This window comes from Endothiovibrio diazotrophicus (genome assembly GCF_054657215.1).
The window spans coordinates 1-24,304 of sequence record NZ_BAAHXB010000027.1; the positions used below are offsets into that span (position 1 = coordinate 1).

Genomic DNA, 24,304 nt, shown 5'->3' on the forward strand with positions numbered 1-24,304 from the left:
CCCAGGGGGGGTCAGGACTTCGCGTCGAACTGCTCGGCCAGCGCACGCAGCTGCTTCACCAGCTCCCGTGTCTCCCGCTTTCCCAGCCGCTTGCGCAGCGTCTTGTTGAGCTGTTTGATCCTTGCGTCCAGCTCCTCGTCCAGCTCGCGGGCGGTGTCGGTCGGGGTGATTCCGATCTCCCGGCCGTCCCCCGGCTCGCGGCTCACCAGTCCGTGGCGCTCCAGGGCGTTGACCAACCGGGTCACCGTGGATTTCTCCAGCGCCAGCTGTTCGGCCAATCCCTTGTGGCTGATCCCCGGCTGTTCCAGTACCGCGCGCAGCAGGTAGCCCTGGGCCGGGGAGAGTCCGTGGTCGCGGAACGCCTCTTCCCACACCCGGTTCACCCGTCGGGCGAGCGCATTCAAGTTGAAATACAGGCACCGCTCGAACATTGTATTTACCCGCCGCGTTGGAGACACGGCTACAACCTAACGCAGGCAAATGGAAAAAATGTGTATGGGGGCGCAGAAAGTCAGGCGGAGATACATCGATGCGGCACGGTGTGGATCAATCATCCCGAGTCCCCGCTAGCGCGGGGAAGTTTCGGTGCTCGATATTGCGCAGGATCGATGTTCCGAGGCGCGGCTGGATGGCCCCTTTTTCGATCCGTGAGCGCAGCAGCGTCACCAGTTGGCACTGTTTCTCGTTCCCGTTGTGCAGAACGTCTTCAACCAATGTCTGGGCGCGCCGGGTGTCTCCCATTTCGCAGTAGGCGAACGCGAGATCGATCTTGGTGGCGCTGTCGTCACGCTGGATCGGCTTCACCGAACGGTTGGCGGACACCGTCGCCGGCGCGCGGCGCAGTGGCTCGGCCGGCGCGGGAGGTGGGGCCGAAGTCGTCGCTGGTGGCGGCGGTGGCGAGGGAGGGGGGGCGGCGAGCTCCTCTTGAGGTGGGCGGGGTGGTTCAGGTGTATTCGGCGCGGCGTCTGGCCGCGCGGGGGGAGCATACGCCTTCGCCGCAAGGACACGGGCGATCAGGAGGGCGATGCCGATGGCCGCGACCAAGCCCCCGAGGACGACGACGTGAATGCCCGCGGTCGTCGCCGGATAGGGTGTCGCGACGTCGGCCGCGCCTGCCGCCGGTAGCCAGAAGGAGAGAATCCCGGTGGTAACGGCCCGTTGCCCGGCAGGAAAATCCTTTTTCCATGTCGTCCCCAATTTTCGCCATTGTATGTTCATCGCCACCCGTTTCGCTTCGGATTCCGATCTCGGAACGAGTCTCGGAGGCCGGTCGCCCTTCAGGGCTCGAGAGTGTCCATCAGATCGATCATGAACTCCACCTCCTCCTGACCAACCCGCTCCCATTTCTCGATATTCAGTTCCTGGAGAATGGTCTGTCCCTTCGGGGTGTTTCCCATTTCGGTCATCGCCCGCTGGAGCGCGGGAAGCCGGTCGCGCATCTGCGGGTGGATGACGAAGAGATGGTGGACCATGTGGATGTGGCTGTGGATCACGACGCGCAGCTGCTTGCGGAGGAGCGCCGAGAGGTCATTATAGGTGTCGGCGAGGAAAAAACCGATATCCGCGTCTCCGCTCAGCAGCTCTTTGGCGACGATGATGTAGTTGTCCCGATGGTGGAATTCCACGTTGTCGGGTCCCAGGTCGGCGGGCTCCAACATGATCATGCAGATCATGTGGACGTCCGGGTCCTTGGTGGTGGCGATCCTGCACCCGGGGGCGAGGTCCTCCACTTTCTGCACGGGGCTGTCGGCCCGGGTCGCGATGATCCCTTCATCGACTTTGCGCGAGGGGCGGACGACGGGAATGAACCCATGCTCACGCACCAGCGTGGTGGCGTCGTAGGGGTTTACGTAGAGCATCCCCAGGCGGCCTTCGACGATCGCTTTGTGTTGGGCTTCGAAGTCATCGAACAGCTCAAAGTGGATCGCCATGTCCAGCGTCCGCTGGAGCCAGGTGTTGAGGATGTACCAGCCGGGAAGGAACTTGGTGTTGAAGTCGGGGCTGACGGAGAACAGTTGTGGCATCGGGGCCGCCTTTTTCCGGGATTCCAGGGACGGTTAGGGCATCAAGGTCCGATAGAGCGCTTCCGCTTCGGCGACCTTTTTGCGCGATGGTCGGCGCCTTACCGAGGTGTAGCCGACCACCTTGCCGTGGCGAACATTGGGCACCACGGTGGCATAGACCCAGTAGAAACGCCCGTCCTTGCGCAGATTCTTTACGTATCCGTGCCACTTCTTCCCGCTTTCAATGGTCTCCCACAGCGATTGAAACCCCGCCTTGGGCATGTCCGGGTGGCGCAGGATGTGGTGCGGCTCGCCGATCAACTCCTCCATGGTGTAGCCGGACATGGCGACGAAAGACTTGTTCGCGTGGGTGATGATGCCTCGCGTGTCGGTGCGCGAGACGATCAGGTAGCCCTCCGGAAAGGGTAGCTCTTCGTCGACGACGCACACCTTTCGCGTCGATCCATCGTGGAAGGTGAGTTCGTGCTGCCTGAAGTCACCTTCCACGTCGGCCGGTTCGATGTCTTTCATGAACTGATTCTCCGGACTAGAGTGCCTTGGCGATCGCCGCCGCCGCCCGTTTCGCGTCCAGGAAGATCAACCCCAGCTTGGCCGAGGCACCGGCGACGATCGACAGGACCGCGTCGGGGCCGGCGTGGGTCATCAGGATGTAGCCGGCGCGACCTCGGACCATGACCTGGTCGAGTTCTCCGCGCCCCAGCTCCTTGGCGCTGCGGTCGCCGAGCGTCAGCATCGCGGCATTCATCGCGCCGATCCGGTCTTCGTCCATGCCGTTGGGCAGTGCGCTGGCGATGGATAGACCGTCCGCCGAGATGATGGCGGAGGCCTCGATGTCGGCGGACGTCGCGTTGAGGTCATGCAGTATGGACATCAGGTCTTGTTCACGCATGGGGGGGTCCTTCGGTGTTGGTATGGGGGGCGCGTGGCTTTTCACGATGCTATAGGTAGCGGTTGCTGAGAATCCAGATGAGATCGGAAAAGATCGGCAGGTTGAGGCTCGGTATGCCTTCGATGATCAGCGAGAAACGTTCCTGTCCGATAAACAGGGGCCAGAAGCCGATCGTGCTGTTTCCCGCGGCGTCGACCACCGACCAGGCCGCGGACAGGATTCCTTGGGTGTCTCGCAGGGTCGCGGCGTGGCGGTCGTGCAGCGAGGCGACGTCGGCGCTGAGGGCGGAAAGGGTTTCTGCGTCGTCGTGCTCGAAGCCGGTGGCGGCCAGATAAAAGCCGTGCTGGTCGGCGAGGATCGCCTTGCCCTTCGACGAGAGCTGCTTGAGCATCTGGGGGATGTTCGACTCGATGCTCCCCGGAGGGATCGGGCGGGAGGCTTGTTCGGCTTTGACCCAGCCGTTTGACTGGGCGTGTCCCAGGACGGCGACCGCGGCGTCGACGTAGTCCAGCCGTGTCCACTCCAGCAGGCGGTCGCGCGTCGTCTGCTGGGTCCGCTCGTGCGACATGAGCGCGAACAGCAGGAGCCGCGCCGGCTCCGGGTCAGGACTGGAGATGGAGTAGTAGGCGCCGGCGGGGGTCGGTGCCACGAAGAGTTCCTCGTTCAGCAGATAATTGGTCATCGTTTCGTTCGCTGTTCCATCGGCTCGGGGTGGAGGGATCGATTCCGCGGGAGGATGGCCGGTTCCCCTCCATTAGGGATCCGGCAAGGCCGGGCGGCTTTCGGTGGTGGCGCGCTCAAACACGACCTCCACCAGGGGCGGGCCCGGCGGCGGGTACCAGAGACGGCTTTGCGAGCCGGGCACCGCCCGAAGAATCGCCTGCGGATTGGTGAGGGCTTGAGAGAGCTGGCGGTAGCGGATCAGTGGCAGCTGAAGCGCGGCGCGGGCCAGCAGCCGTCGCCGCAGGGCGAGGCCGCGCTCGCCCAAAACGATGAAGAGATCCACCAGGGCATCGAACAGCGCGTCGGAGGCCAATACGTCGGAAGCCTTCCCGGTGCTTAGTAGCAGTTCGATGCGCAGGGTGTGGATGATCAGGTCCTCGGGGCGGCGGCTGATCCTGTGAGCGAAGTTCTCGACGTAACGGGTTCTCCATTCGGGCGAGGGGAGGCGCAGGTTCAGTTCCGTGGTGGGCGTGAAAAACGCCGGATCGGCCGGAATGCCGCCGCCAAGCGGGGTTGGCGGTTCCGCGATATGGGCTTCGTCATCGGTGGACAATGAGGCCTCCAAAATTCCCTGGTTGATGGGGTCGCGTTATTCCAGGCGCACCCGGTAGACTTCCGCGAGGGGAATGCGCCCTTCCCGGGCCAAGCGCAGCGCATTTTCCGTCAGCGGACGCATGCCGCTGAGCAGGGCCGCCTGACGCAGCTGCTCCGCAGAAGCCTTGCGGCTGATCAGGTCGCGCAGCTTCGGATCGACGGTCAACAGTTCGTATACGCCGTGACGTCCTTTGAAACCGAGCTGGTTGCAATACTTGCAGCCGCGGCCCCGCTGGAACACTTCATCGTCGCCCACCTTCAGGCTGCGGCGGATGGCGGGGGAGATCTCCTCCGGTTCGAGGCAGTGGGGGCAGTTGAGCCGGACCAGGCGCTGTGACAGGACGCCGATCAGCGCTGACGCGATCAGGTAAGGGGGCGTTCCCATATCGACCAGACGGGAAATGGTGCCCACGGCATCGTTGGTGTGCAGGGTGCTGAGAACGAGGTGTCCGGTCAGGGAGCTCTCCGCCGCGAGGCGCAGCGTCTCCTGGTCGCGCACCTCCCCAATCATGATGACGTCGGGGTCGTGGCGCAAAATGTTGCGCAGCGCGCGGGCGGCGTCGTAGCCGGGAACGGTGTTGATCTGAATCTGCGTGATGCCCGGGACGTTCTGTTCCACCGGGTCCTCGACGGTGATGATGTTGGGTTCCCGTTTCGCGATTTCGGCAAGCGAGGCATAAAGGGTGCTCGATTTCCCCGATCCGGTCGGACCGGTGACCAGTAGCATGCCTTGGCTCGAATGGATCAGATGGTTGAAGCTTTCCAACTCATCGTCGCTGAAGCCGAGGCTGGAGATGGGGCGGATACCGGCATTCTGGTCCACGATGCGGACGACGATGCTTTCGCCCTTGATGCTCGGCATGATCGAAACGCGCAGGTCGACCGTCATTTGGTCCAGTGAGATGCGAATCCGCCCGTCTTGCGGCAGGCGCCGCTCGGCGATGTCCATCTTCCCGAGCACCTTGATGCGGCTGGCCAAGGCGCGGAGTGCGCTTTTCGGCGCGCTGGACTGGTGGATCAGGGCGCCGTCGATGCGGTAGATCACTTCGAAGGTGTTTTCCTCCGGACGGATGTGGATGTCCGAGGCGCGTGAACGAATGGCCCCGTGGAAGATCTTGTCGACGAGGCGCACAACGGGCGTCTGCTGCGCCAGGTCCGCGTCGCTGGGGTGGTGGTTGCCGCTCCGGGAGTCCTCCGTCGGGCCGCTATCGAATTCGGAGGTATCGAATTCCAACACCTCGACGTCGGCGGCGCCTTCCGGTAGTTGGTAGTGGGCCGCGATGGCCGACTTCAGTTCGTTGCCGGCGATCAGGACGACCTTGATCGGGCGCCGGACGACGAAGCGCAAGTCGTTGACGATGCTGGTGTGACGCAGGCCGGCTACCGCGACAATCAGAACGCCTTCGTGCAATGCCAGCGGGAGCACCTGCTGTTGTTCGGCGATCTCTTGGGGGATCAGGGCGAGCGCTTCCCGGTTGGCCTGCATTTCCTTCAGGGTGATGAACGGTATAGCCAGCTTGCGGGCCACGGCGATGGTGATCTCTTCCTCGGTCGCCACGCCCATCTGGACGAAGATCTCCCCCAGCCGCTTGTTGCGCTCCTTGGCCTTGCGTTCCAGCGCCTTGTCGAGTTGACGGGAGTTGATGATGCCCTCGTCCACGAGCATCTCACCGATGCGGCGCTTGCTCGGCTCGCTTCGGCTGCTGGTGAGCCTGATCAGTTCCGCCGTGGTACTGACGGGGGTGGCTGCAAGCTCTCCATCGATCTTTAGTCGTGGGGGCCGGTAGGCGGGTGGTGCCGCCTTCGGTGGCACGGTTTTCAGGGACGGGGTCACGCTTTTTTGCGGAGTCGCGACGTCTTCCGGCCAATCGAATTCGATGGTTCCCTCCTCGGGAGCCGGTGCCGGCGTCGGGGCGGCCGTCGGAGCTGGAGGAGGGGCGACGCCAGGCATCGCATAGGCACGATCGAGCTCAGCGGCATTCAGGCCCATGTCGCCGAGGTTCTCGATCATCACATCGCGGATGCGCTGGATTTCCGCGACAACCGCCGGTGGGAAGCCCGCACGTCCGTCGCGATCCCGTTCGACGACCGTCAGTTCCTGAACATATTCGAGAAACCCGAGGGTTCCCCACAGCCTTTTCAGCCGGTTGAGGACGTGCGGAACGCCGCGGAGGTGGGTGACGGTCGGGAACGGAACGTGTCGGGAAGCAGGGTCGATCACGACGGGACGCTCGTGTTGTAGCCGCTGGCGCGGAAGCGGGAGGTCGCCGGAGCCCGCTTCCTCGTTCGATGGCGATTGTTGTTAGATGGCTAAGTAGAAATCCGTATCCGCCACGGCTTAGTCTCCAACTCTATTCCCTAAACGTCAAGGGGTTGTGTTAAAGGAATGTTACCGAAATCTAATCATTCTTTTACGGGTGGCCGATTAGGCGCGGACGCCGCATGGTGAGCAGCCTCAACCTTTCGTGAAACGATAGATGGCCATCTCGCCGAGCAGGTTGGGGAGCAGCTTCATCCCCAGGCTGCTGCGGTGAAGGTAGTCGGCGACGCAGCGGTCGAGGATGCGGATCTCCTCGTGGCGGCAGAGCTCCTCGAAGTCCTGGAAGGTGCAGAAGTGGATGTTGGGGGTGTCGTACCACTCGTAGGGGATGCTCGCGTGCTTGGGCATGTGCCCGCCCAGGGCGATCTGCATGCGCGAGCGCCAGTGGCCGAAGTTGGGGAAGGTGACGATCCCCTCGCGACCCACCCTCAGCATCTCCTTGAGCATCCAGGCGGGATAGTGGACCGCCTGCAGGGTCTGGGTCATTACCACGTAGTCGAAGGAGTCGTCGTCGAAATAGTCGGAGAGCCCCTCGTCGAGGTCCGATTGGATCACGTCGACGCCGTTGCGGATGCAGCGGACGATGTTCTCCGGTTCGATCTCCAGGCCGTAGCCGCTCACCCCGCGGTGTTCCGCCAGGTGTTTGAGCAGGGTGCCGTCGCCGCACCCCAGGTCGAGCACTCGGCTGCCCGGCTCGATCCACTCGCTGATCAGCTCCAGGTCGGGACGCAGCGGGGTCATGCGGCCGCCTCCCCGGCGTCGATCTCGCCGGCGACCCGGTCGAGGTAGGTGCCCAGGGTGTCCATGTAGTGGGGGATCGGGATGAGGAAGGCGTCGTGGCCCTGGTGGGCCTCGATCTCGGCATAGCAGACGGCACGGTCGGCATCGAGCAGTGCGCGGACGATCTCCCGCGAGCGTTCCGGGGCGAAACGCCAGTCGCTGGTGAAGGAGATCACCAGGAACTTGGCGTCCACCTCGGCGAAGGCCTTGGAGAGGTCGCCGCCGAAGTCGCTGGCCGGATCGAAATAGTCGAGGGCCTTGGTCATCAGCAGGTAGGTGTTGGCGTCGAAGCGATCGACGAAGGATTCCCCCTGGTAGCGCAGGTAGCTCTCCACCTGGAACTCCACGTCGAAGCCGAAGTTGATCTTCCCCTCGCGCAGCTCGCGGCCGAATTTCTTGCGCATCGCGTCGTCGGAGAGGTAGGTGATGTGGCCGAGCATGCGGGCGATCTTCATCCCCTGGGCGGGGGCATCCTGGTGCTCGTAGTAGCGGCCGTCGTGGAAGCCGGGGTCGGAGCGCAGTGCCTGGCGCACCACCTCGTTGAAGCCGATGTTCTGGGCGCTCAGGTTGGGGGCTGCGGCGATCACCACCGCGTGGCGCAGCCGCTCCGGGTAGTCGATCGCCCACTGCAACACCTGCATGCCGCCGAGCGAGCCGCCGATCACCGCGGCGAACCGCTCGATCCCCAGGGCGTCGGCGAGCCGGGCGTGGCTCTTCACCCAGTCGCGCACGGTGACGATGGGGAAGTCGGGGCCCCATGCCCTGCCGGTGTCCGGATTGATGGTGTTGGGGCCGGTGCTCCCCTTGCAGCCGCCCAGGTTGTTCAGGCTGACGACGAAGAAACGGTCGGTGTCGATCGGCTTTCCCGGGCCGATGGCGGACTCCCACCAGCCGGCTTTGCGCTCCTCCATCGAGTGGTAGCCGGCGGCGTGATGGTCGCCGGAGAGCGCGTGGCAGATCAGCACCGCATTGGTGCGCGCGGCGTTGAGCGTGCCGTAGGTCTCATAGATCAGTTCATAGCCCGCAAGCCGTCGACCGCAATCGAGATCGAGCGGTTCGTCAAACTGTATGCGCTTGGGGGTCACCAGGCCGACCGAATCGGCCGGAATCGTCTCGGGCATGGGCGGTGCGGCGTGCGGGAGTGAAAAGAGAGCAGAGTCTAATGAGTGGGGGAGGGGAGGGCAATAAGCGCGCGGGATCGGCGACGCGGGAGGGCGGTCAGCCGAAGAGGGCCTTCAGGGCGGGAACGACGTTAACCAGGACCATCAGGGCGAGGATCCATTTGATCGGGTGGAGGTCGGTGCGCACGGGTTCCAGTTCGGCGCGCAGGCTCTCCCGGGTCACCAAGTCGTCCCGCTGCTCCGCGAAAAGCTCCGCGAGGGCGCACGCCTCCGCTTCGGCCTGGCGCTCGGAGACCCCGGCGTCGCGCAGCCGGCGGGCGAATTTGAGGGTATCGATGGTGATCGAGGTCATGGGGCGAGTATACCTCGCCGACAGTTTTTGTGAATCTCCGGGTGTGTAGGAGTTTTTAGGAAAATTCTTTCAGTATTTTCGGATGAAGTGTCGGACTACCGGTCCGAGACAGCCCAATCCGGCAGCTCCCGTGGGGCGTGGATGCGAACCACCTTGTCGCGGCCGGTGTCGCCGCTGACCACCGTCACCTGCCCCTTGGGAACCCTGAACAGTTTGGCGAGGTACTTGATCAGGTGGGCGTTGGCCTTGCCGTCCACCGGTGGGGCGGTGATGCGGATCTTGACGGCGTCACCGTGTTCTCCACACACCTCGTCGCGGCTCGCCTTGGGCTGGATGCGCAGGGTGAGGATCAGGTCGTCTCCTTCGCGGCGGCAGCCTTTCATCGACAGGGAATGCTTTTCACAACTGAACGCGAATAAACGGGAAATGAGTGGGGAGTGATCGGCGGTGGCTCAGCGGCCGAGGGCGAGCATCCAGCCGACGTCGGAGAGGGGGGCGATGATCACCAGGAGCACCAGTTGGAGGATGATCAGCACCGCCAGCGGCGAGAGGTCGATACCGCCGATGGGCGGCATCAGTCGCCGTATCGGGCCCAGCAGCGGTTCGTTGAGGCGGTAGAGGATTGCGGTGACCGGGTTGTAGCCGGTGGGGTTGACCCAGCTGATGATCGCCTGGACCAGGATCGAGCCGATGAAGACGTAGGTCATGATGGTGGCGATCTCCGCCACCGACAGCACCAGCAGGCCGGGCAGGGAGAGGGCGCGACCGCCGATGGCGCCGATGATCATCAGTTCGATCCACTGCAGGGCGAAGGCGAGTACCAGGGCGGCGAAGTCGATGCCGGCGTAGCCGGGGATAAAGCGGCGCAGCGGGCGCAGGGCCGGATTGGTCACCTTGACGACGAACTGGGCCAGCGGGTTGTAGAAGTCGGCCCGCACCCATTGCAGCAGCAGGCGCAGCAGCACCGCCAGGATGAACAGGCCGAACAGGGTCTTGATCAGGAAGATCCCGGCGTTGCCCAGGTAGCCGCCGCCCATCTACTTGCCACCCAGCTCGTCGGCCAGTTCCCTCGACCGGTCACGGGCCCCCTCCAGGGCCTTGTGGATCAGCTCGCGCATGCCCCCTTCCTCCATGATCTTCAGCGCCCGCTCGGTGGTGCCGTTGGGGGAGGTGACCCGGCGGCGCAGGGTGGCGGCATCCTCATTGGATTCCAGCGCCATCTTGGCGGCGCCGAAGGCGGTCTGGGTGGCGAGCAGGCGGGCGCTCTTCTGGGTGAGCCCGAGGCTGCGGCCGGCCTCCTCCATCAGCTCCATCAGCAGGAAGAAGTAGGCGGGGCCGGAGCCGGAGACGGCGGTGACCGCGTCCATCTGGCCCTCGTTTTCTACCCACAGGGTGAGGCCGACGGCGCGCATCACGTTTTCCGCCAGCTCCCGCTGGGCGGTGGTGACGTCGGGACCGGCACACAGCGCGGTGGCGCCGCACTGCACCAGCGAGGGGGTGTTGGGCATGGTGCGCACCAGGGCGACGCCGCCGCCGAGCCAGCGTTGGAGGTCCGGCTCGCGGACCCCCGCGGCCACCGAGATCACCAGCGGCTTGGCCGACTGCACCGCGCCGCGAATTCCCTCTGCCACCTCGCCCAGCATCTGCGGCTTCACCGCCAGCACAAGGACATCGGCGGCGAGCACCGCCTCGTCGTTGTCGCGGGTGGCGTGGACCGGCTGCTGGCCGCGGAGCATCTCCAACTGGCCGGCGTCGGGATCGGCCACCCAGATCCGGTCGGGGCTCATGCCGGCGGATACCAGCCCGCCGATCAGGCTGCGCGCCATATTACCGCCACCGATGAACGCGATCGTTCGGTCTTTGATAGTCATTGCTTGTTCGCCCTGCGGGAATTCCCTCGAAAAAGGTAGTGTACAAGTGGGGGCGGGCGATGGGAAAGCAAGCCTCGTCTGCCGAAATGGGCGGGTGTAGGGTGGGAACGCCTGCATGGATGCTGGAGGTAGAGCAACGCAGGGACAATTGCCGCGAGCGAAGCGAAACTCGCCGCGGCGTCGTTGAATTCACCGCCGAGCGTCGAGCTTTCCGATTAAAGCGCTCTGCGTCGTAATCGGGGACCTTGGACGCTCTGCGTCCTCGTGGGAGGCGGATCGGGGGCACGGTGCCTTCGTTCGGCACGACGCGGAGCGTCGAAGAGGGGCGTTTCCACGCGGAGCGTGGAAACGAGGGGGAAGACCCCACCCGATGCCCCCCGCCGGTCGGCATGGTATGATCCCAGGCTATTTTTCGATTCGTCCCGCCCCATGTCCGAACCCGCTTCCCAAGCCGCACCGCTCGACGCCCCCCCGCTGGAGGCGGTGGCGTTGGAGGTGATGCGTGGCGACCGCCGGCTCTTCTCCGATCTCTCCTTTTCGGTCAATGCCGGAACTCTGCTCCATGTGGAGGGTCACAACGGGAGCGGCAAGACCACCCTGCTGCGGGTGCTCTGCGGCCTGCTCCAGCCCCAGGAGGGGGAGGTGCGCTGGCAGGGAGGCAACATCCGCTCGCTGCGCGAGGAGTTTTGCAAGGAGGTGCTCTACTTCGGGCACCTCAACGGGATCAAGAACGATCTGACCGGCATCGAGAACCTGCGGGTCTCGGCCACCCTGGACGGCGATGCGGTGGAGGAGGAGGCGCTGTGGGCGGCGCTCTCGCGGATGGGGCTGGCGGGCTTCGAGGACCTGCCCACCAAGGTGCTCTCCCAGGGACAGAAGAAGCGGGTGGCGCTGGCCCGGCTGATGTTGAGCAGCGCCTCGGTGTGGGTGCTCGACGAGCCCTTCACCGCGCTGGACGTGAAGGCGGTGGCCTTTCTGGAGTCGCTGATCGCGGAGCACGTGGCCGGCGGCGGGATGGCGATCATCACCACCCACCAGGAGGTGGCGCTCACCTCGGGTACGGTGGAACGGTTGCGTTTGGGGCGCTAGGCGACGATGTTCAAGACCCTCCTGGCCATCGTCGGCCGCGACCTGACCCTCGCCCTGCGGCGGCGCACCGACGTGCTGACCACGCTGTTTTTCTTCGTCATCGTGGTCAGCCTGTTTCCCCTGGGGGTGGGCACCGAGAAGGAGACCCTGCGCCAACTGGGGCCGGGGGTGGTGTGGGTGGCGGCGCTGCTCGCCTCGATGCTCGCCCTGGAGCGGCTGTTCGAGGGGGACTATCGCGACGGCACCCTGGAGCAGATGCTGCTCACCCCCCAGCCCCTGGCGATCCTCGCCCTGGGCAAGGTCTTCTCCCACTGGCTGGTAACCGGACTGCCTTTGGTGTTGATCGCACCACTGATCGGATTGCAGTATCACCTGCCCGAGCAGACGCTGCTGGTGATGATGGCCTCCCTGGCGGTGGGCACGCCGATCCTCAGCTTGATCGGGGCGATCGGCGCGGCGCTCACCCTGGGATTGCGTGGCGGCGGGATCCTGCTCTCGCTGTTGGTGCTGCCGCTCTACATCCCGGTGCTCGTCTACGGCTCCGGGGCGGTCAGCGTGAGCATGGTCGAGATGGCCGACATCGGGCCCTATTTTTCACTGCTGGGGGCGTTTCTGATCCTCGCCCTGGTGTTTTCGCCGCTGGCCTCCGCGGCGGCGTTGCGGATTTCGGTTGAATGAGTTTGGGTCGGACAACACGGCGGGATAGAGTGACGGAACGATGAAGATCAACTGGTTCAAATACGCCTCGCCGGCCACCTTCTACCCGTTGGCGGGGAAGAGCATCCCCTGGTTCGGCGGGTTGGCGCTGATCCTGACCCTGGTCGGTCTCTACTGGGGCTTCTTCGAGACCCCCGACCGGCTCGGCGGCACCAATCCGCAGAAGGAGTACTACCGGATCATCTTCATCCACGTGCCGGCGGCGTGGATGTCGATGTGGCTGTACATGGTGATGGCCGGCTGGGCCGCCATCGGGCTGGTCTTCAACACCCGCCTCTCCTACATGATGATCGCGGCGATCGCCCCCACCGGCGCCATCTTCACCTTCGTCGCGCTGTGGACCGGCGCCTTCTGGGGCCGCCCCAGTTGGGGTACCTGGTGGGACTGGGACCCGCGGCTCACCTCCGAGCTGATCCTGCTCTTCCTCTACGTCGGCTACATGGCCCTGCACGGCGCGATCGACGACGTGCGCCGCGCCGACAAGGCCTCGGCGCTGCTGGTGATCGTCGGCCTGGTCTGCGTGCCGATCATCTTCTGGTCGATCAACTGCCCCGACCCCAACCAGTGCGCGGCACTCCATCAGCGCTCGTCGATGTCGAAGATCGACGGCAACATCCTGATCGCCATGCTGACCCTCACCTTCGGTTTCTGGATGTACTCCTTCGCCACCAGCTTCATGCGGCTGCGCGGCATCATCCTGACCCGCGAGAAGGATTCGGAATGGGTCCGCCAGGCGATCGAAAGCGAGGTTCGATGAGTTCCATGTCCCAATTTCTCTCCCAGGGCGGCTACGCCTTCTACGTCTGGTGCTCCTACGGGGTCTGCGCGGTGCTGATGCTCGGCGAGCTGATCGCCCTGCGCCGCGGCCGCAAGGGCACCCTGGAACGCATCCGCCGGCTGATCCGCATGCGCGCCGAGGAGGCCTCCCGATGAAGGCGCGGCAGAAGCGGCTGGTGCTGGTGGCGGTGGCGGTGGCCGGGGTTGGGCTGGCGGCGTTCCTCGCCATCAACGCCCTGCGCAGCAACATCGCCTACTTCTTCACCCCCACCCAGGTGCTCGCCGGCGAGGCCCCGCAGGACGCGCTGTTCCGTGTAGGCGGGCTGGTGGAGAAGGGGACCCTGAAGCGCGAGGCCGATGGGCTCACCTCCTCGTTCGTGGTTACCGACACCCGCAAGGAGATCACCGTCCACTACACCGGCATCCTCCCCGATCTGTTCGGCGAGGGGCAGGGAATGGTCGCCAAGGGGCGGCTCGGGCCCGGCGGCGTGTTCGTCGCCGAGGAGGTGCTCGCCAAGCACGACGAGAGCTACATGCCGCCGGAGGTGAAGGACGCCTTGGAAGAGGCTGCCGGCAGCGACAAGATGCCCCATCAGGTGAAGGATGGTAAGTAACGCCATGATCCCCGAACTCGGCCATTTCGCCATGATCCTCGCCCTCGCCCTGGCCCTGGTCCAGGGGGTGGTGCCGCTGGCCGGCAGCCTGCGCGGCTGGTCCAACTGGACCGCGGTGGCGCGCCCCGCCGTCGCCGGGCAGTTCCTCTTCCTGGCGATCGCCTTCGGCGCCCTCGCCTACTGCTTTCTGAGCAACGACTTCTCGGTGCGCTACGTCGCCGGCAACTCCAACACCCAGCTGCCGGCGATCTACCGCTTCGCCGCGGTGTGGGGCGGCCACGAGGGGTCGTTGCTGTTGTGGGCGCTCACGCTCTCCGGCTGGAGCGTGGCGGTGGCCGCCTTCTCGCGGCCGCTGCCGACGGTGATGAGCGCCCGGGTGCTGGCGGTGATGGGGCTGGTCAGCGTCGGTTTCCTCGCCTTCATCATCCTCACCTCCAACCCCTTCGAGCGGCTCTTCCCGACGCCGATGGACGGCCGCGACCTCAACCCGCTGCTCCAGGACCCCGGCCTGGTGTTCCACCCGCCGCTCCTTTACATGGGCTACGTCGGCTTCTCGGTGGCCTTCGCCTTCGCCATCGCGGCGATGATCGGCGGCAAGCTGGACGCCACCTGGGCGCGCTGGTCGCGCCCCTGGACCGTGGTCGCCTGGATTTTCCTCACCCTCGGTATCACGCTGGGCTCCTGGTGGGCCTACTACGAGTTGGGCTGGGGAGGCTGGTGGTTTTGGGACCCGGTGGAGAACGCCTCGTTCATGCCGTGGCTGGTGGGCACCGCGCTGATCCACTCCCTGGCGGTGACCGAGAAGCGCGGCGCCTTCCGCAACTGGACGGTGCTGCTGGCGGTGTTCGCCTTCTCGCTGTCGCTGCTCGGTACCTTCCTGGTGCGCTCCGGGGTGCTCACTTCGGTCCACGCCTTCGCCGCCGATCCCTCCCGCGGCATCTTCATCCTCGGCCTGCTGGCGGTGGTGGTCGGCGTGTCGCTGACGCTGTTCGCCTTCCGCGCGCCGCGGATGGCCGGCGGGGGCAAGTTCAATCTGGCCTCCCGCGAGGCGGCGCTGCTGGCCAACAACGTGGTGCTGGTGGTGGCCGCCGCCTCGGTGCTCCTCGGCACCCTCTACCCGCTGATCCTGCAGGCCCTCGATCTGGGCAAGCTGTCGGTGGGCCCCCCCTACTTCGAGAGCGTCTTCGTGCCGCTGATGATCCCGCTGCTGCTGCTGCTCGGTTTCGGCCCGCAGCTGCGTTGGAAGCGCGACACCCTCGGGCGACTCGGCCGCGGTGTGGTGGTGGCGCTGGCGGTGGCCGCGGTGCTCGGCGGGGCGCTGGCCTGGGCCGCCGGCGAGCGCTGGTCGATCATGGTGGCGGTGGGGCTCACGCTGGCGGTGTGGATCGTCCTCGGCGGCGCCCGGGACCTGCGCGCCCACCTGAGGAACAAGGCCAGCCTCGTCGACGGCCTGAAGGGGCTCTCGCCCAGCTTCTGGGGCATGCTGCTGGCCCACGCCGGGGTCGCCGCCTTCATCGTCGGGGTCACCGTCACCTCCGCCTTCAGCGTGGAGAAGGACCTGCGGGCCACCCCCGGCAAGTCGGTGGAGGTGGCCGGCCACCGCTTCGAGTTCGTCGGCGTGCGCCAGACCCCCGGCCCCAACTACACCGCCCACGAGGGGCTGTTCCGGATCTTCAAGGGGGACGACGAGGTGGCCGACCTGACCCCGCAGAAGCGGCTCTACAACGTGCAGCGGATGCCGATGACCGAGGCGGCCATCGACTGGGGGCTGACCCGCGACCTCTACGTCGCCCTGGGCGAGCCGCTGCCCAACGGCGACTGGGCGGTGCGCGTCTACTACAAGCCCTATGTGCGCTGGATCTGGCTCGGCGCGGTGTTGATGGCCCTCGGCGGCCTGGTCGCCATCCTCGACCGCCGCTACCGCCTGATCAAACAGGCGGCGGCATAAGAGAAGAAGAGTTGTCCGCAAATGAACGCAAATGCACGCAAATGAAGAGAAATAGAAGAAGCTCTTCTCTTCTTATTTGCGTGCATTTGCGTTCATTTGCGGACGAAAATTTGCGGAGTTAACGAATGGCTCGATATCTGATTCCGTTGGGCGCCTTCCTGGTATTGGTGGTGGTGCTCTGGTTCGGTCTGAAGAACGCCCCCACGGTGCGCGAGGTGCCCTCGCCGTTCATCGGCAAGGCGGCGCCGCAGTTCTCCCTGCCGGAGCTGAAGGAGCCGACCAAGACGCTGTCCAACGCCGCCTTCGATGGTGAAGTGGTGCTGCTCAACGTGTGGGCCACCTGGTGCGTCTCCTGCCGCGCCGAGCACGAGGTGCTGGTGGAGCTGGCGGCCACCGACGAGGTGAAGATCTACGGCCTCAACTACAAGGACGAGCGGGGCGAAGCGCTGCGCTGGCTCGCCCAGCTCGGCGACCCCTACGTCGCCAACGGCTTCGACGCCGAGGGGCGGGCGGGGATCGACTGGGGGGTCTACGGCACCCCGGAGACCTTCCTCATCGACAAGCACGGGGTGGTGCGCCACAAGTATACCGGCCCCATCTCCCGCGAGATGGCCCGCGATGACGTGATCCCGCGGGTGCGCAAGCTGAAGGCGGAACAGGGGTGAGACCAGCCATGACGTTCAATCGATACCGCGGCCCGCTGCTCGGCCTCGCACTGCTCTTCTCCGCCGGTGCGCAGGCGGCGGTGGACCCCTACTCGTTCGCCACGCCCGAGCAGGAGGCCGAGTACCAGGGGCTGATCGAGGAGCTGCGCTGCCTGGTCTGTCAGAACCAGAACCTGGCCGACTCCAACGCCGAGTTGGCGGTGGACCTGCGCCGCCAGGTGAAGGAGATGGTGGCCACCGGCAGCAGCCGCCAGCAGGTGGTGGACTACATGGTCGACCGCTACGGCGATTTCGTCCTCTACCGCCCGCCGGTGAAGTCCACCACCTGGCTGCTCTGGTTCGGCCCGCTGATCCTGCTCTTCGTCGCCGGGCTGACCCTCGCCGTGATCATCCGTCGCCGCGCGACCGGGGAGGAGGGCCCACCGGGGCTCTCCGACGAGGAGCGCGCGCGCGCCGAAAAGCTGCTTCAGGACAACGATTCATGATCCTCTTCTGGTCCCTGGCCGCGGCGATGGTCGCCGCGGCCCTCGCCCTCGTCCTGCTCCCTCTGCTGCGCGGTGGCCACGCCGCCGGGGTCGATCAACGCGCCCTCAACGTGGCGGTCCACCGCGACCGGCTGCGCGAGCTGGAGGCCGAACGGTCCGAGGGGAGCCTGAGCGAGGAGCTTTTCACCCAGGCCAAGGAGGAACTGGAGCGCGACCTGCTGCAGGACGTTTCCGGTGAGGAGGTCGCCGCCCCGGCTCGCGGCGGGCGCTGGATGGTGGTGGTCGCGGCGCTGGTGGTGCCGCTGCTCACCGTGGGGCTCTACCTCGGGGTGGGTATGCCGCAGGCGGTGGACGGGGTGATCCCCACCCGCCCTGACGGTGCCCCCGACGTCGACAAGATGCTCGCCTCGCTGGAGGCGAAGCTCGCCGCCGAACCCAACAATCTCGAAGGGTGGATGATGCTGGGCCGCTCCTACTCGGCCCTGGAGCGCTACCGCGAGGCCGCTGCCGCCTTCGGCCGCGCCGCCGCCCTGGAGCCGGACAATCCCGACGTGATCCTCTATCAGGCCGAGGCGATCGCCAACGGCCAGGGGGGCAACATGGCCGGGCAGCCCGAGGCGCTGGTGAAGCACGCGCTATCGATCAATCCGCAACACGCCTCGGCGCTGTGGATGAGCGGCATCATCGCCTTCCAGAACAACCGCTTCGAAGAGGCGGTCGCCGATTGGGAGCAGGTGCTGCAGGGGCAGGAGCCGGGCAGCGACGGCTACAAGATGGTCTTCCAGGCGTTGAGCGAGGCGCGCGCCAACGCCGGGATGCCGCCGCTCCAGGCCCCTCCCGTGCCGGCGGCTGCCGCCGCGGCGGGAGGCCCGACGGTCACCGTCAAGGTCGACATCTCCGCGGAGATGGCGCGCCAGGCGGGGGTGGATGATGCGCTGTTCATCTACGCCCGCGCCGCCGAGGGCCCGAAGGCGCCGCTGGCGATGAGCCGCCACAAGGTCTCCGAGCTGCCGCTCACCGTCACCTTGGACAACTCCATGTCGATGGTGCCGGGGATGGACCTCTCCGCCTTCCCGCAGGTGGTGATCTACGCGCGGGTCAGCAAGTCGGGCCAGGCGATGGCCGCCGCGGGGGATCTGGAGGGCAAGAGCGAGCCCCTCACCCCCGCCGAGGGGAGCAGCGCCACCGTTCACATCGATCACTCACTCTGATTTTTTCGCCCCCGGGCTCCTGCGCGACATACGTCGCGCAGGAGCCCGGGGGCGAAAAAATCAGTAGGTTGGGGATGCGGCTTTTTTTCGGTTGCTTCGTTGGGTGGGGAGAGTATCCTTGCGTGGCGGTCGGGTATTTGGGTTTTGTCGACTATTGGTTAGGAGAGTGGGTCATGGCGATGACGAACGATGAAAAGCACTACGGGACGGCGTCGAAGTTGATCCACTGGGTCTCGGCGGCGGTGATCCTTACCCTGCTCGGGGTGGGGATCTACATGGCCGACCTGCCGGAGGAGGCCGCCGGGCGGCTCCAGCTCTATGGGCTGCACAAGTCCTTCGGGGTGGTGGCGCTGCTGCTGGTGGTGGCGCGGCTGGTGTGGCTGCGGGTGAGCCCCGCGCCGCCGCTGCCGGGGGTCTTCGAGCCGAAGGAGCAGCTGGTGGTCAAGGGCATCCAGAAACTGCTCTACCTGCTGATGATCCTGGTGCCGGTGAGCGGCTATGTGATGTCCAATGCGGCCGGTTTCCCGGTGCCCTTCTTCGGCCTGTTCGATCTGCCTACCCTGGTGGCCAAGAGCAAGGCCATCGGCGGCTTCGCCCACGAGGCCCACGAGATCCTCGCCTACACCCTCGCCGCCCTGGTTGCGCTGCACGTCGCCGGTGCCATCAAGCACCGCCTGAAGTCCAAGGGCACCGCGGCGGACATCCTCCAAAGGATGCTGTAAGCCCGGCGCCATCGGCGCTTCGCTCGGCTTCACCGTTTGGCGCTATGCTCGGCCCCGCAGTAGGCACGGCCCGCCCTTCCTACCGTGTAATGTCATCTGAAACCGCCCCGCCCCGGTCGGCTGCGACAACGTCGCAGCCGACCGGGGCGGGGCGGTTTCAGATGAAGAGGGTGACGTCGGCCTTCGTCGCCTCCGGCCGGAAGCTGGTGGCAACGACCCACTGCTCAATCCCGTCGATCAACTCCTCCCGCCGATAACCGAACAGGTCTACCGTCATCCGACAGGCGCTGAAACGTACGTCCGCCTCCAGTCAGAGCTCGCGTAGCTTGCCGACACTCGCCACCCCCTGCTCGCACAGGGTCCTGCATCATCCCCGCGGCGACCGCCTCGAAGCCGGGCAGGTCGCTGCGGAGGGCGACCGGGCTATTCGTCGAGCAGCGCCTGGAGCTGCTGGAGGCGGGCGCGTTTCTGCGGCTTCTTGTCGATCGGGCTGAGGGGCGCCTGGCGGATCGCCTCCGGGGGGAAGAGGGTGAGTTCCAACGGGGTGTCGTCGGCGTAGAGGCTGAGCATCGGGTAGAGCTCGTCGCGGCCGCCGGGGTAGCGCACGCGGCGCTCGTTCTCCTCGAAGGGGATCTGCCGGTCCATCAGAAAATGGAGTACCGCCTCGGGGTGGTCGGGAAAGAGGTGGAGATAGACGGTGCTCCCTTCATCGGCGGTGCCGGCGAGGACCGGGCCCACCAGTCGGGGTTCGAAGGGTTCGAGGAAGCGCATCGCCGCCGCGGCGACCCGCCGCAGGCGTGCCAGCGCCTCGGGCTGGCGATGACCGCGGAAGAGGCGCTGGTGCTGGGCCAGCGCCTCCTCCACCGCCTCGTTGTCGGGAAGGCAGCGGCGATCGTCGATACGTAGCCGTTCGGCGGCGCGCCGCTTGGCGACGTGGAATTCGTGGACCCCGTCCTCGGCCATGATCCGCGCCGCTTCGGCGGCGACGCGGCGGCGGAATTCATCGATTTTGGCGGCGCTCAGGTGACGCATGGGGTCGGATGGCGTTACGTATTGGCGAAGAGCTAGAAGATTTGCGCCGGCACCGGTGGCGCGGCACCTCCTTCGGCGCGGTCGCCGCCCGCGGTGGTGGTCGCGGTTTCGAGGCGCTGGGGCAGGTTGTTCTCCGGGAAGGTCTCGAAGATCGCTCCGGCGAAGTCACTGCCCACCGCCTTGCCGGTGGCCGGGTCGATGCGCAGGGTGACCAGCCCCTGCGGGGTGGTCAACGGGCGCTCCGGCACCCCATCGAGGGCCGCCCGCATGTATTCGATCCACATCGGCAGCGCGGCGTGTCCGCCGGTCTCGCGGTTGCCCAGCTTCTCCATCGAGTCGAAGCCGACCCAGCAGGTGGTCACCAGGTCGGCGTTGAAGCCGCTGAACCAGGCGTCGCGTTGGTCGTTGGTGGTGCCGGTCTTGCCGGCCAGATCGTGGCGGCCGAGGACCAGGGCGCGGCGGCCGGTGCCGTGGCGGATGACGTCGCGCAGCATCGAGGTGGTGACGTAGATGTTCTGGGCGCTCACCACCCGCGGCGCACGGGGCGGGGCGTCGGCGGTCGCGGTGTCGGCGGTCGCGGTGTCGTCCGGCGTCGCGGCCGTGTCCGGGTCGGTGTTCGGCGGCGTCTCCGGGCAGTCGTGGCAGACGGTGGCGGGGTGGGCCTCGAACAGGGTCTCGCCGGTGGAGGAGTCGATGACGCGCTGGATATGGTAGGGGCTTACCCGGTAGCCGCCGTTGGCGAGGATCGCATAGCCGCGCACGATTTGGATCGGGGCGAGCACGCCGCTGCCGAGAGCGAGTGAGAGGTTGTGGGGCAGCTCGTCGGGGGAGAAACCGAAGAGGGCGACGTGCTTGAGGGCGTTGTCGATGCCCATGCCGTCGAGCAGGCGGATCGAGACCAGGTTGCGCGAGTGGGTCAGTGCTACCCGCAGACGGGTCGGGCCGAAGATCTTGCCGCTGTAGTTCTCCGGTTTCCACGCCTTCTCCAGGTAGGGGTCGTCGAACACCACCGGGGCGTCGTTGATCAGGCTGGCGGCGGTGTAGCCGTTGTTCAGGGCGGCGGAGTAGATGAAGGGCTTGAAGTTGGAACCGGGCTGGCGCTTGGCCTGGGTGACCCGGTTGAATTTGCTGCGGTGGAAATCGAAGCCGCCGACCAGGGCGAGCACCGCGCCGTCGTCGGGGTGGAGCGAGACCAGGGCACCCTCCACTTCGGGGATCTGCGCCAGTTCCCAGTGGGGCTCCTCTTCGGGCTTGGCGGGCGGGATCTCCTCCAGCCGCACCACGTCACCGATCTGCAGGATGTCCGCGGCCTGATTCGGCTTGGGGCCCAGACGGTTGGTGGAGAGGTGGCGGCGGGCCCAGGAGAGACCCTCCCAGGGCAGCGTAACGCTCTTTCCATCGCCCAGATAGGCGGTGGCGTGGTCGCCGTCGAGGGCGATGACCACGCCCGGGACGAGACCGCCGTGGCGTGGGAGCTGGCGCAGTTCGTCGTCCCACTGGGCCGGGTTCATGCCGGTGGTGTGCTCCAGATGACGCTCGGCGCCGCGGTAGCCGTGGCGGCGGTCGTAGGCGAGCAAGGCGTGGCGCAGGGCGCGGTTGGCGGCGTTCTGCAGCGGACCGTCGAGGGTGGTGGTGACGTCGAGGCCGCGGGTGTAGGCCTCCTCGCCGTACTGCTCCACCAGTTGTTTACGCACCATTTCGGCGACGTAGGGGGCCTCCACCTCGATCGGCAGGGCGTGGCGCTCGGCGGTAAGCGGGGCATCGACCGCCTGGCGGTAGCGGGCCTCGTCGATGTAGTCCAGGTCGCGCATCCGCTTCAGCACGTAGTTGCGCCGCTCCTTGGCGCGGGTGGGGTTGCTCACCGGGTTGTCGCGGGCCGGCGCCTTGGGCAGGCCGGCGATCATCGCCATCTCGGGCAGGGTGAGTTCGCCGATCTCCTTGCCGTAGTAGATCTGGGCGGCGGCGCCGATGCCGTAGGCGCGGTGGCCGAGGTAGATTTTGTTGAGGTAGAGGGTGAGGATGTCGTCCTTGCTCAGCTCCCGTTCGATCTTCAAGGCGAGCAGGATCTCGCTCAGCTTGCGCAGGTAGGTCTTTTCGCTGGAGAGGAAGAAGTTGCGTGCCACCTGCATGGTGATGGTGCTGCCGCCCTGGCGCTTCTGGCCGGTCAACGCCAGTTGCCAGGCGGCACGCAGCAGCCCCTGGTAGTCGACGCCGGGGTGCTGGTAGAAACGGTCGTCCTCGGCGGCGAGGAAGGCGTGGACCTGCTGGGGCGGGATCTGCTCCATGCGCAGCGGGATGCGCCGCTTCTCGCCGAATTCGGCGATCAGCCGCTGGTTGCGGTCATAGACCCGCAGCGGGACCTGCAGCCGCACGTCCTTGAGGCTGTCGATGGGCGGCAGCTCGGGGGCGATCCGGCTGTAGAGGATGATCGCGGCCACCGCTCCGAGGAGGGAGCCGACGATGGCGAGGATCGCCAGCCGGCCGATCAGCCGTTTGAGGAGATTCATGGTACGTCCGTGGCAGAGGGGGCTTCGGCGTGGGATGTCGCGTGGAGGTCGTTGGCAGGCCCCATAATGTAAGGAATTCCGGGTGGTGGGGAAAGGGGGCGGGGTTTTCTTTTCCCGATTCCTTGATATATAGTTGGACATGTCTTTTAATGTTTAGTGGCATCTATCCTTTCTAACTACGGGTAATAGAAGGAAAATCAGAAGATGGCTCTGCCGTTTTTGTCGGCAAGAAGGCCACCGCTCCTGGGGGTCGACATCTCCACCACCGCGGTCAAGCTCGTCGAGCTGAGTCGCAAGGGGGAGCGCTACCGCGTGGAGGCCTATGCGATCGAGCCGCTGCCCAACGACACCGTGCAGGACGATGTGATCCGCGAGGTGGAGCTGGTGGGGGAGGCGATCAAGCGTGCCGTCAAGCGTGCCGGGACCCGCAACAAATTGGCGGTGGTGGCACTGCCCGCCTCCTTCGTCATCACCAAGGTGATCCCGATGCCCTCCAATTTCTCCGAAGACGAGATGGAGGGACAGATCCAGTTGGAGGCCGACCAGTACATCCCTTATCCGCTGGAGGAGGTGAGTCTCGATTTCCAGGTGCTCGGCTCTTCGGAGAAGAGTGACGAGATGGTCGATGTGCTGCTCGCCGCGGCGCGTAGCGAGAACGTGGAGATGCGGGTGGCCTCCCTCGACGCGGCGGGATTGAGCGCCAAGGTGGTGGATATCGAGACCTATGCGGTGGAGAACGCCCTGTCCCGGCGGGTGGCGGCGATGCCCGACGGAGGCGCGGGCCGGCTGGTGGCGCTGGTGGATATCGGTGCCGCCAAGACCGGCCTGCAGGTGATGCGCGACGGGGCCACGCTGTATACCCGCGAGGAGCCGTTCGGCGGCAACGTCCTGATCCAGGAGATCATGGCCCGCTATGGCCTCTCCTTCGAGGAGGCGGCGCGAGCACGCCGTCAGGGGGAACTGCCGGACGATTTTCGCAGCGAGCTGCTCGGCCCCTTCAAGGACCGACTGGCGAGCACCGTCTACAGCGCGTTGCAGACGTTCTATTCCAACACCGAATTCAATCAGGTCGATCAACTGCTGCTCTCCGGCGGCTGCGCCACCATTGACGGGATCGCCGATCACGTCGCCTCGCGCACCGGCTTGGTGGGGGTGCAGGTGTTCGATCCTCTCGAAGGGATGACGCCGCCCGCCAAGGTGAAGGAGGAGCAACTGCGCGCCGATGCCCCTTCCCTGGTGATCGCCTGCGGCCTGGCCATGCGGAGCTTCGACTGAGATGGCGAGGATCAACCTCCTTCCCTGGCGTGAAGAGCTGCGCAAGGAGCGCAATCAGCGTTTCGGCATCGCCATGGGGGTGGTCGCTGCGGTGATCGGGGCGCTGGTGTTCGTCGCCCATCTCTACATGGAATCGGTGCTGGAGCATCAGCGCGAGCGCAACGGCGTGCTCGAGCAGGAGATCGCGGCGGTCGACAAGAAGATCCGGGAGATCAAGGACATCGAGCAGAAGAAACGCAGCCTGCTGGCGCGCATGAACGTGATCCAGGAGCTGCAGAGCTCGCGGCCGGTGGTGGTTCATCTGTTCGACGAGATGGTGCGTACCCTGCCCGAGGGGGTGGTGCTCGATTCGCTGGCCCAGTCCGGCGATGAGATCACCCTGGTGGGGATCGCCCAGTCCAACGAGCGGATCTCCACCTATATGCGCAACCTGGAGGCCTCGGAGTGGCTCGGTTCGCCGCGCCTGGAGGTGATCCAGGGGGGGGGCGGCGAGGGACGCCACCGGTTCACCCTGAAGGTGAAGCAGACCTGGAAAAAGAAAGCGGAGGAGGAGTGAGCGGCCCGCCGCCGCCCGCCCGATGAGGATAC

The 24,304-nt window shown here is 66.0% G+C and carries 29 protein-coding genes; 12 read left to right on the top strand and 17 right to left on the bottom strand.

What is annotated here, in order from left to right:
- Positions 1–11 precede the first annotated feature (11 nt).
- The 14 genes from ACYQ2W_RS09175 to proC form a co-directional block, all read right to left on the bottom strand.
- Positions 12–404 carry a MarR family winged helix-turn-helix transcriptional regulator gene (locus tag ACYQ2W_RS09175; protein WP_459865511.1) on the bottom strand — a complete coding sequence of 131 codons (393 nt, stop codon included), beginning with the start codon at positions 402–404 and terminating at the stop codon, positions 12–14.
- 142 nt (positions 405–546) lie between these two features.
- The gene (locus ACYQ2W_RS09180; protein WP_459865624.1) at positions 547–1,218 is read right to left on the bottom strand and encodes a FimV/HubP family polar landmark protein; all 672 of its coding nucleotides are present in this window, start codon (positions 1,216–1,218) and stop codon (positions 547–549) included.
- Positions 1,219–1,277: 59 nt separating this feature from the next.
- Positions 1,278–2,024 (bottom strand): phosphate/phosphite/phosphonate ABC transporter substrate-binding protein, encoded by a 747-nt coding sequence (locus ACYQ2W_RS09185; RefSeq protein ID WP_459865513.1) that lies wholly within the window; start codon positions 2,022–2,024, stop codon positions 1,278–1,280.
- Between the two features lie 33 nt (positions 2,025–2,057).
- Positions 2,058–2,534 carry a PAS domain-containing protein gene (locus ACYQ2W_RS09190; RefSeq protein WP_459865515.1) on the bottom strand — a complete coding sequence of 159 codons (477 nt, stop codon included), beginning with the start codon at positions 2,532–2,534 and terminating at the stop codon, positions 2,058–2,060.
- A gap of 16 nt (positions 2,535–2,550) precedes the next feature.
- The gene (locus ACYQ2W_RS09195; protein ID WP_459865517.1) at positions 2,551–2,913 is read right to left on the bottom strand and encodes a roadblock/LC7 domain-containing protein; all 363 of its coding nucleotides are present in this window, start codon (positions 2,911–2,913) and stop codon (positions 2,551–2,553) included.
- Between the two features lie 49 nt (positions 2,914–2,962).
- Complete coding sequence (locus tag ACYQ2W_RS09200; protein ID WP_459865519.1) at positions 2,963–3,595, bottom strand: roadblock/LC7 domain-containing protein; 633 nt, start codon at positions 3,593–3,595, stop codon at positions 2,963–2,965.
- Between the two features lie 72 nt (positions 3,596–3,667).
- Positions 3,668–4,189: a hypothetical protein gene (locus tag ACYQ2W_RS09205; RefSeq protein WP_459865521.1), complete on the bottom strand. Its 522-nt coding sequence runs from the start codon at positions 4,187–4,189 to the stop codon at positions 3,668–3,670.
- 36 nt (positions 4,190–4,225) lie between these two features.
- Positions 4,226–6,451, bottom strand: a complete 2,226-nt coding sequence (locus ACYQ2W_RS09210) for a GspE/PulE family protein (RefSeq protein ID WP_459865523.1) — start codon at positions 6,449–6,451, stop codon at positions 4,226–4,228.
- A gap of 234 nt (positions 6,452–6,685) precedes the next feature.
- Complete coding sequence (metW, locus tag ACYQ2W_RS09215) at positions 6,686–7,291, bottom strand: methionine biosynthesis protein MetW (RefSeq protein WP_459865525.1); 606 nt, start codon at positions 7,289–7,291, stop codon at positions 6,686–6,688.
- Positions 7,288–8,451: a homoserine O-succinyltransferase MetX gene (metX, locus tag ACYQ2W_RS09220; RefSeq protein ID WP_459865527.1), complete on the bottom strand. Its 1,164-nt coding sequence runs from the start codon at positions 8,449–8,451 to the stop codon at positions 7,288–7,290. Before metX ends, metW begins: the two co-directional genes overlap by 4 nt.
- A gap of 97 nt (positions 8,452–8,548) precedes the next feature.
- A complete protein-coding gene (locus ACYQ2W_RS09225; RefSeq protein ID WP_459865529.1) occupies positions 8,549–8,803 on the bottom strand; it encodes a DUF1640 domain-containing protein in 255 nt (84 codons plus the stop codon).
- Positions 8,804–8,898: 95 nt separating this feature from the next.
- A complete protein-coding gene (locus tag ACYQ2W_RS09230) occupies positions 8,899–9,186 on the bottom strand; it encodes a DUF167 family protein (RefSeq protein WP_459865531.1) in 288 nt (95 codons plus the stop codon).
- Positions 9,187–9,255: 69 nt separating this feature from the next.
- On the bottom strand, positions 9,256–9,840 hold the full coding sequence (locus ACYQ2W_RS09235) for a YggT family protein (protein ID WP_459865533.1): 585 nt from the start codon (positions 9,838–9,840) through the stop codon (positions 9,256–9,258).
- A complete protein-coding gene (proC, locus tag ACYQ2W_RS09240; protein ID WP_459865535.1) occupies positions 9,841–10,674 on the bottom strand; it encodes a pyrroline-5-carboxylate reductase in 834 nt (277 codons plus the stop codon).
- A 429-nt stretch (positions 10,675–11,103) separates the two neighbouring features.
- Between proC and ccmA the strand changes: the two genes are divergently transcribed.
- From ccmA to ACYQ2W_RS09290, 10 genes are all read left to right on the top strand, one after another.
- Positions 11,104–11,763, top strand: coding sequence for a cytochrome c biogenesis heme-transporting ATPase CcmA (ccmA, locus tag ACYQ2W_RS09245; protein ID WP_459865537.1), 660 nt, complete (start codon positions 11,104–11,106; stop codon positions 11,761–11,763).
- A 6-nt stretch (positions 11,764–11,769) separates the two neighbouring features.
- A complete protein-coding gene (ccmB, locus tag ACYQ2W_RS09250) occupies positions 11,770–12,441 on the top strand; it encodes a heme exporter protein CcmB (protein ID WP_459865539.1) in 672 nt (223 codons plus the stop codon).
- A gap of 40 nt (positions 12,442–12,481) precedes the next feature.
- Positions 12,482–13,237: a cytochrome c biogenesis protein CcsA gene (gene ccsA / locus ACYQ2W_RS09255; protein ID WP_459865541.1), complete on the top strand. Its 756-nt coding sequence runs from the start codon at positions 12,482–12,484 to the stop codon at positions 13,235–13,237.
- Positions 13,234–13,413, top strand: a complete 180-nt coding sequence (gene ccmD / locus ACYQ2W_RS09260; protein ID WP_459865543.1) for a heme exporter protein CcmD — start codon at positions 13,234–13,236, stop codon at positions 13,411–13,413. The genes ccsA and ccmD overlap by 4 nt, the downstream gene beginning before the upstream one ends.
- Positions 13,410–13,871, top strand: a complete 462-nt coding sequence (gene ccmE / locus ACYQ2W_RS09265) for a cytochrome c maturation protein CcmE (protein ID WP_459865545.1) — start codon at positions 13,410–13,412, stop codon at positions 13,869–13,871. The genes ccmD and ccmE overlap by 4 nt, the downstream gene beginning before the upstream one ends.
- A 4-nt stretch (positions 13,872–13,875) precedes the next feature.
- Positions 13,876–15,819, top strand: coding sequence for a heme lyase CcmF/NrfE family subunit (locus tag ACYQ2W_RS09270; protein ID WP_459865547.1), 1,944 nt, complete (start codon positions 13,876–13,878; stop codon positions 15,817–15,819).
- Positions 15,820–15,944: 125 nt separating this feature from the next.
- Positions 15,945–16,484, top strand: coding sequence for a DsbE family thiol:disulfide interchange protein (locus tag ACYQ2W_RS09275; RefSeq protein WP_459865549.1), 540 nt, complete (start codon positions 15,945–15,947; stop codon positions 16,482–16,484).
- A gap of 8 nt (positions 16,485–16,492) precedes the next feature.
- Positions 16,493–16,969 (top strand): cytochrome c-type biogenesis protein, encoded by a 477-nt coding sequence (locus tag ACYQ2W_RS09280; RefSeq protein WP_459865551.1) that lies wholly within the window; start codon positions 16,493–16,495, stop codon positions 16,967–16,969.
- On the top strand, positions 16,966–18,180 hold the full coding sequence (ccmI, locus tag ACYQ2W_RS09285) for a c-type cytochrome biogenesis protein CcmI (protein ID WP_459865553.1): 1,215 nt from the start codon (positions 16,966–16,968) through the stop codon (positions 18,178–18,180). Before ACYQ2W_RS09280 ends, ccmI begins: the two co-directional genes overlap by 4 nt.
- A gap of 173 nt (positions 18,181–18,353) precedes the next feature.
- Complete coding sequence (locus ACYQ2W_RS09290) at positions 18,354–18,902, top strand: cytochrome b (RefSeq protein ID WP_459865555.1); 549 nt, start codon at positions 18,354–18,356, stop codon at positions 18,900–18,902.
- A 157-nt stretch (positions 18,903–19,059) separates the two neighbouring features.
- On the opposite strand, the gene ACYQ2W_RS09295 is transcribed toward ACYQ2W_RS09290, so the two are convergent.
- The 3 genes from ACYQ2W_RS09295 to ACYQ2W_RS09305 all read right to left on the bottom strand — a co-directional run bounded on the left by ACYQ2W_RS09295 (position 19,060) and on the right by ACYQ2W_RS09305 (position 22,441).
- Positions 19,060–19,212, bottom strand: a complete 153-nt coding sequence (locus tag ACYQ2W_RS09295) for a DsrE/DsrF/DrsH-like family protein (protein ID WP_459865625.1) — start codon at positions 19,210–19,212, stop codon at positions 19,060–19,062.
- A 113-nt stretch (positions 19,213–19,325) separates the two neighbouring features.
- The gene (locus tag ACYQ2W_RS09300; protein ID WP_459865557.1) at positions 19,326–19,934 is read right to left on the bottom strand and encodes a hypothetical protein; all 609 of its coding nucleotides are present in this window, start codon (positions 19,932–19,934) and stop codon (positions 19,326–19,328) included.
- Positions 19,935–19,966: 32 nt separating this feature from the next.
- Positions 19,967–22,441, bottom strand: a complete 2,475-nt coding sequence (locus ACYQ2W_RS09305) for a penicillin-binding protein 1A (protein ID WP_459865559.1) — start codon at positions 22,439–22,441, stop codon at positions 19,967–19,969.
- A gap of 204 nt (positions 22,442–22,645) precedes the next feature.
- On the opposite strand from ACYQ2W_RS09305, the gene ACYQ2W_RS09310 reads away from it, so the two are divergent.
- A complete protein-coding gene (locus ACYQ2W_RS09310; RefSeq protein ID WP_459865561.1) occupies positions 22,646–23,716 on the top strand; it encodes a pilus assembly protein PilM in 1,071 nt (356 codons plus the stop codon).
- Position 23,717: 1 nt separating this feature from the next.
- Entirely contained in the window at positions 23,718–24,272 is a 555-nt protein-coding gene (locus ACYQ2W_RS09315; RefSeq protein WP_459865563.1) for a PilN domain-containing protein, read from the top strand.
- The last annotated feature ends 32 nt before the right edge of the window (positions 24,273–24,304 follow it).

Coding starts and splice junctions, on each gene's coding strand:
- proC (WP_459865535.1), bottom strand. CDS start 10,674: ATGACTATCAAAGACCGAACGATCGCGTTCATCGGTGGCGGTAATATG.
- metX (WP_459865527.1), bottom strand. CDS start 8,451: ATGCCCGAGACGATTCCGGCCGATTCGGTCGGCCTGGTGACCCCCAAG.
- ACYQ2W_RS09190 (WP_459865515.1), bottom strand. CDS start 2,534: ATGAAAGACATCGAACCGGCCGACGTGGAAGGTGACTTCAGGCAGCAC.
- ACYQ2W_RS09235 (WP_459865533.1), bottom strand. CDS start 9,840: ATGGGCGGCGGCTACCTGGGCAACGCCGGGATCTTCCTGATCAAGACC.
- ACYQ2W_RS09195 (WP_459865517.1), bottom strand. CDS start 2,913: ATGCGTGAACAAGACCTGATGTCCATACTGCATGACCTCAACGCGACG.
- ACYQ2W_RS09280 (WP_459865551.1), top strand. CDS start 16,493: ATGACGTTCAATCGATACCGCGGCCCGCTGCTCGGCCTCGCACTGCTC.
- ACYQ2W_RS09230 (WP_459865531.1), bottom strand. CDS start 9,186: ATGAAAGGCTGCCGCCGCGAAGGAGACGACCTGATCCTCACCCTGCGC.
- ccmB (WP_459865539.1), top strand. CDS start 11,770: ATGTTCAAGACCCTCCTGGCCATCGTCGGCCGCGACCTGACCCTCGCC.
- ACYQ2W_RS09290 (WP_459865555.1), top strand. CDS start 18,354: ATGGCGATGACGAACGATGAAAAGCACTACGGGACGGCGTCGAAGTTG.
- ACYQ2W_RS09200 (WP_459865519.1), bottom strand. CDS start 3,595: ATGACCAATTATCTGCTGAACGAGGAACTCTTCGTGGCACCGACCCCC.
- ccmE (WP_459865545.1), top strand. CDS start 13,410: ATGAAGGCGCGGCAGAAGCGGCTGGTGCTGGTGGCGGTGGCGGTGGCC.
- ACYQ2W_RS09225 (WP_459865529.1), bottom strand. CDS start 8,803: ATGACCTCGATCACCATCGATACCCTCAAATTCGCCCGCCGGCTGCGC.
- ACYQ2W_RS09275 (WP_459865549.1), top strand. CDS start 15,945: ATGGCTCGATATCTGATTCCGTTGGGCGCCTTCCTGGTATTGGTGGTG.
- ACYQ2W_RS09185 (WP_459865513.1), bottom strand. CDS start 2,024: ATGCCACAACTGTTCTCCGTCAGCCCCGACTTCAACACCAAGTTCCTT.
- ACYQ2W_RS09310 (WP_459865561.1), top strand. CDS start 22,646: ATGGCTCTGCCGTTTTTGTCGGCAAGAAGGCCACCGCTCCTGGGGGTC.
- ACYQ2W_RS09180 (WP_459865624.1), bottom strand. CDS start 1,218: ATGAACATACAATGGCGAAAATTGGGGACGACATGGAAAAAGGATTTT.
- ACYQ2W_RS09305 (WP_459865559.1), bottom strand. CDS start 22,441: ATGAATCTCCTCAAACGGCTGATCGGCCGGCTGGCGATCCTCGCCATC.
- metW (WP_459865525.1), bottom strand. CDS start 7,291: ATGACCCCGCTGCGTCCCGACCTGGAGCTGATCAGCGAGTGGATCGAG.
- ccmA (WP_459865537.1), top strand. CDS start 11,104: ATGTCCGAACCCGCTTCCCAAGCCGCACCGCTCGACGCCCCCCCGCTG.
- ACYQ2W_RS09270 (WP_459865547.1), top strand. CDS start 13,876: ATGATCCCCGAACTCGGCCATTTCGCCATGATCCTCGCCCTCGCCCTG.
- ccsA (WP_459865541.1), top strand. CDS start 12,482: ATGAAGATCAACTGGTTCAAATACGCCTCGCCGGCCACCTTCTACCCG.
- ACYQ2W_RS09300 (WP_459865557.1), bottom strand. CDS start 19,934: ATGCGTCACCTGAGCGCCGCCAAAATCGATGAATTCCGCCGCCGCGTC.
- ccmD (WP_459865543.1), top strand. CDS start 13,234: ATGAGTTCCATGTCCCAATTTCTCTCCCAGGGCGGCTACGCCTTCTAC.
- ACYQ2W_RS09315 (WP_459865563.1), top strand. CDS start 23,718: ATGGCGAGGATCAACCTCCTTCCCTGGCGTGAAGAGCTGCGCAAGGAG.
- ccmI (WP_459865553.1), top strand. CDS start 16,966: ATGATCCTCTTCTGGTCCCTGGCCGCGGCGATGGTCGCCGCGGCCCTC.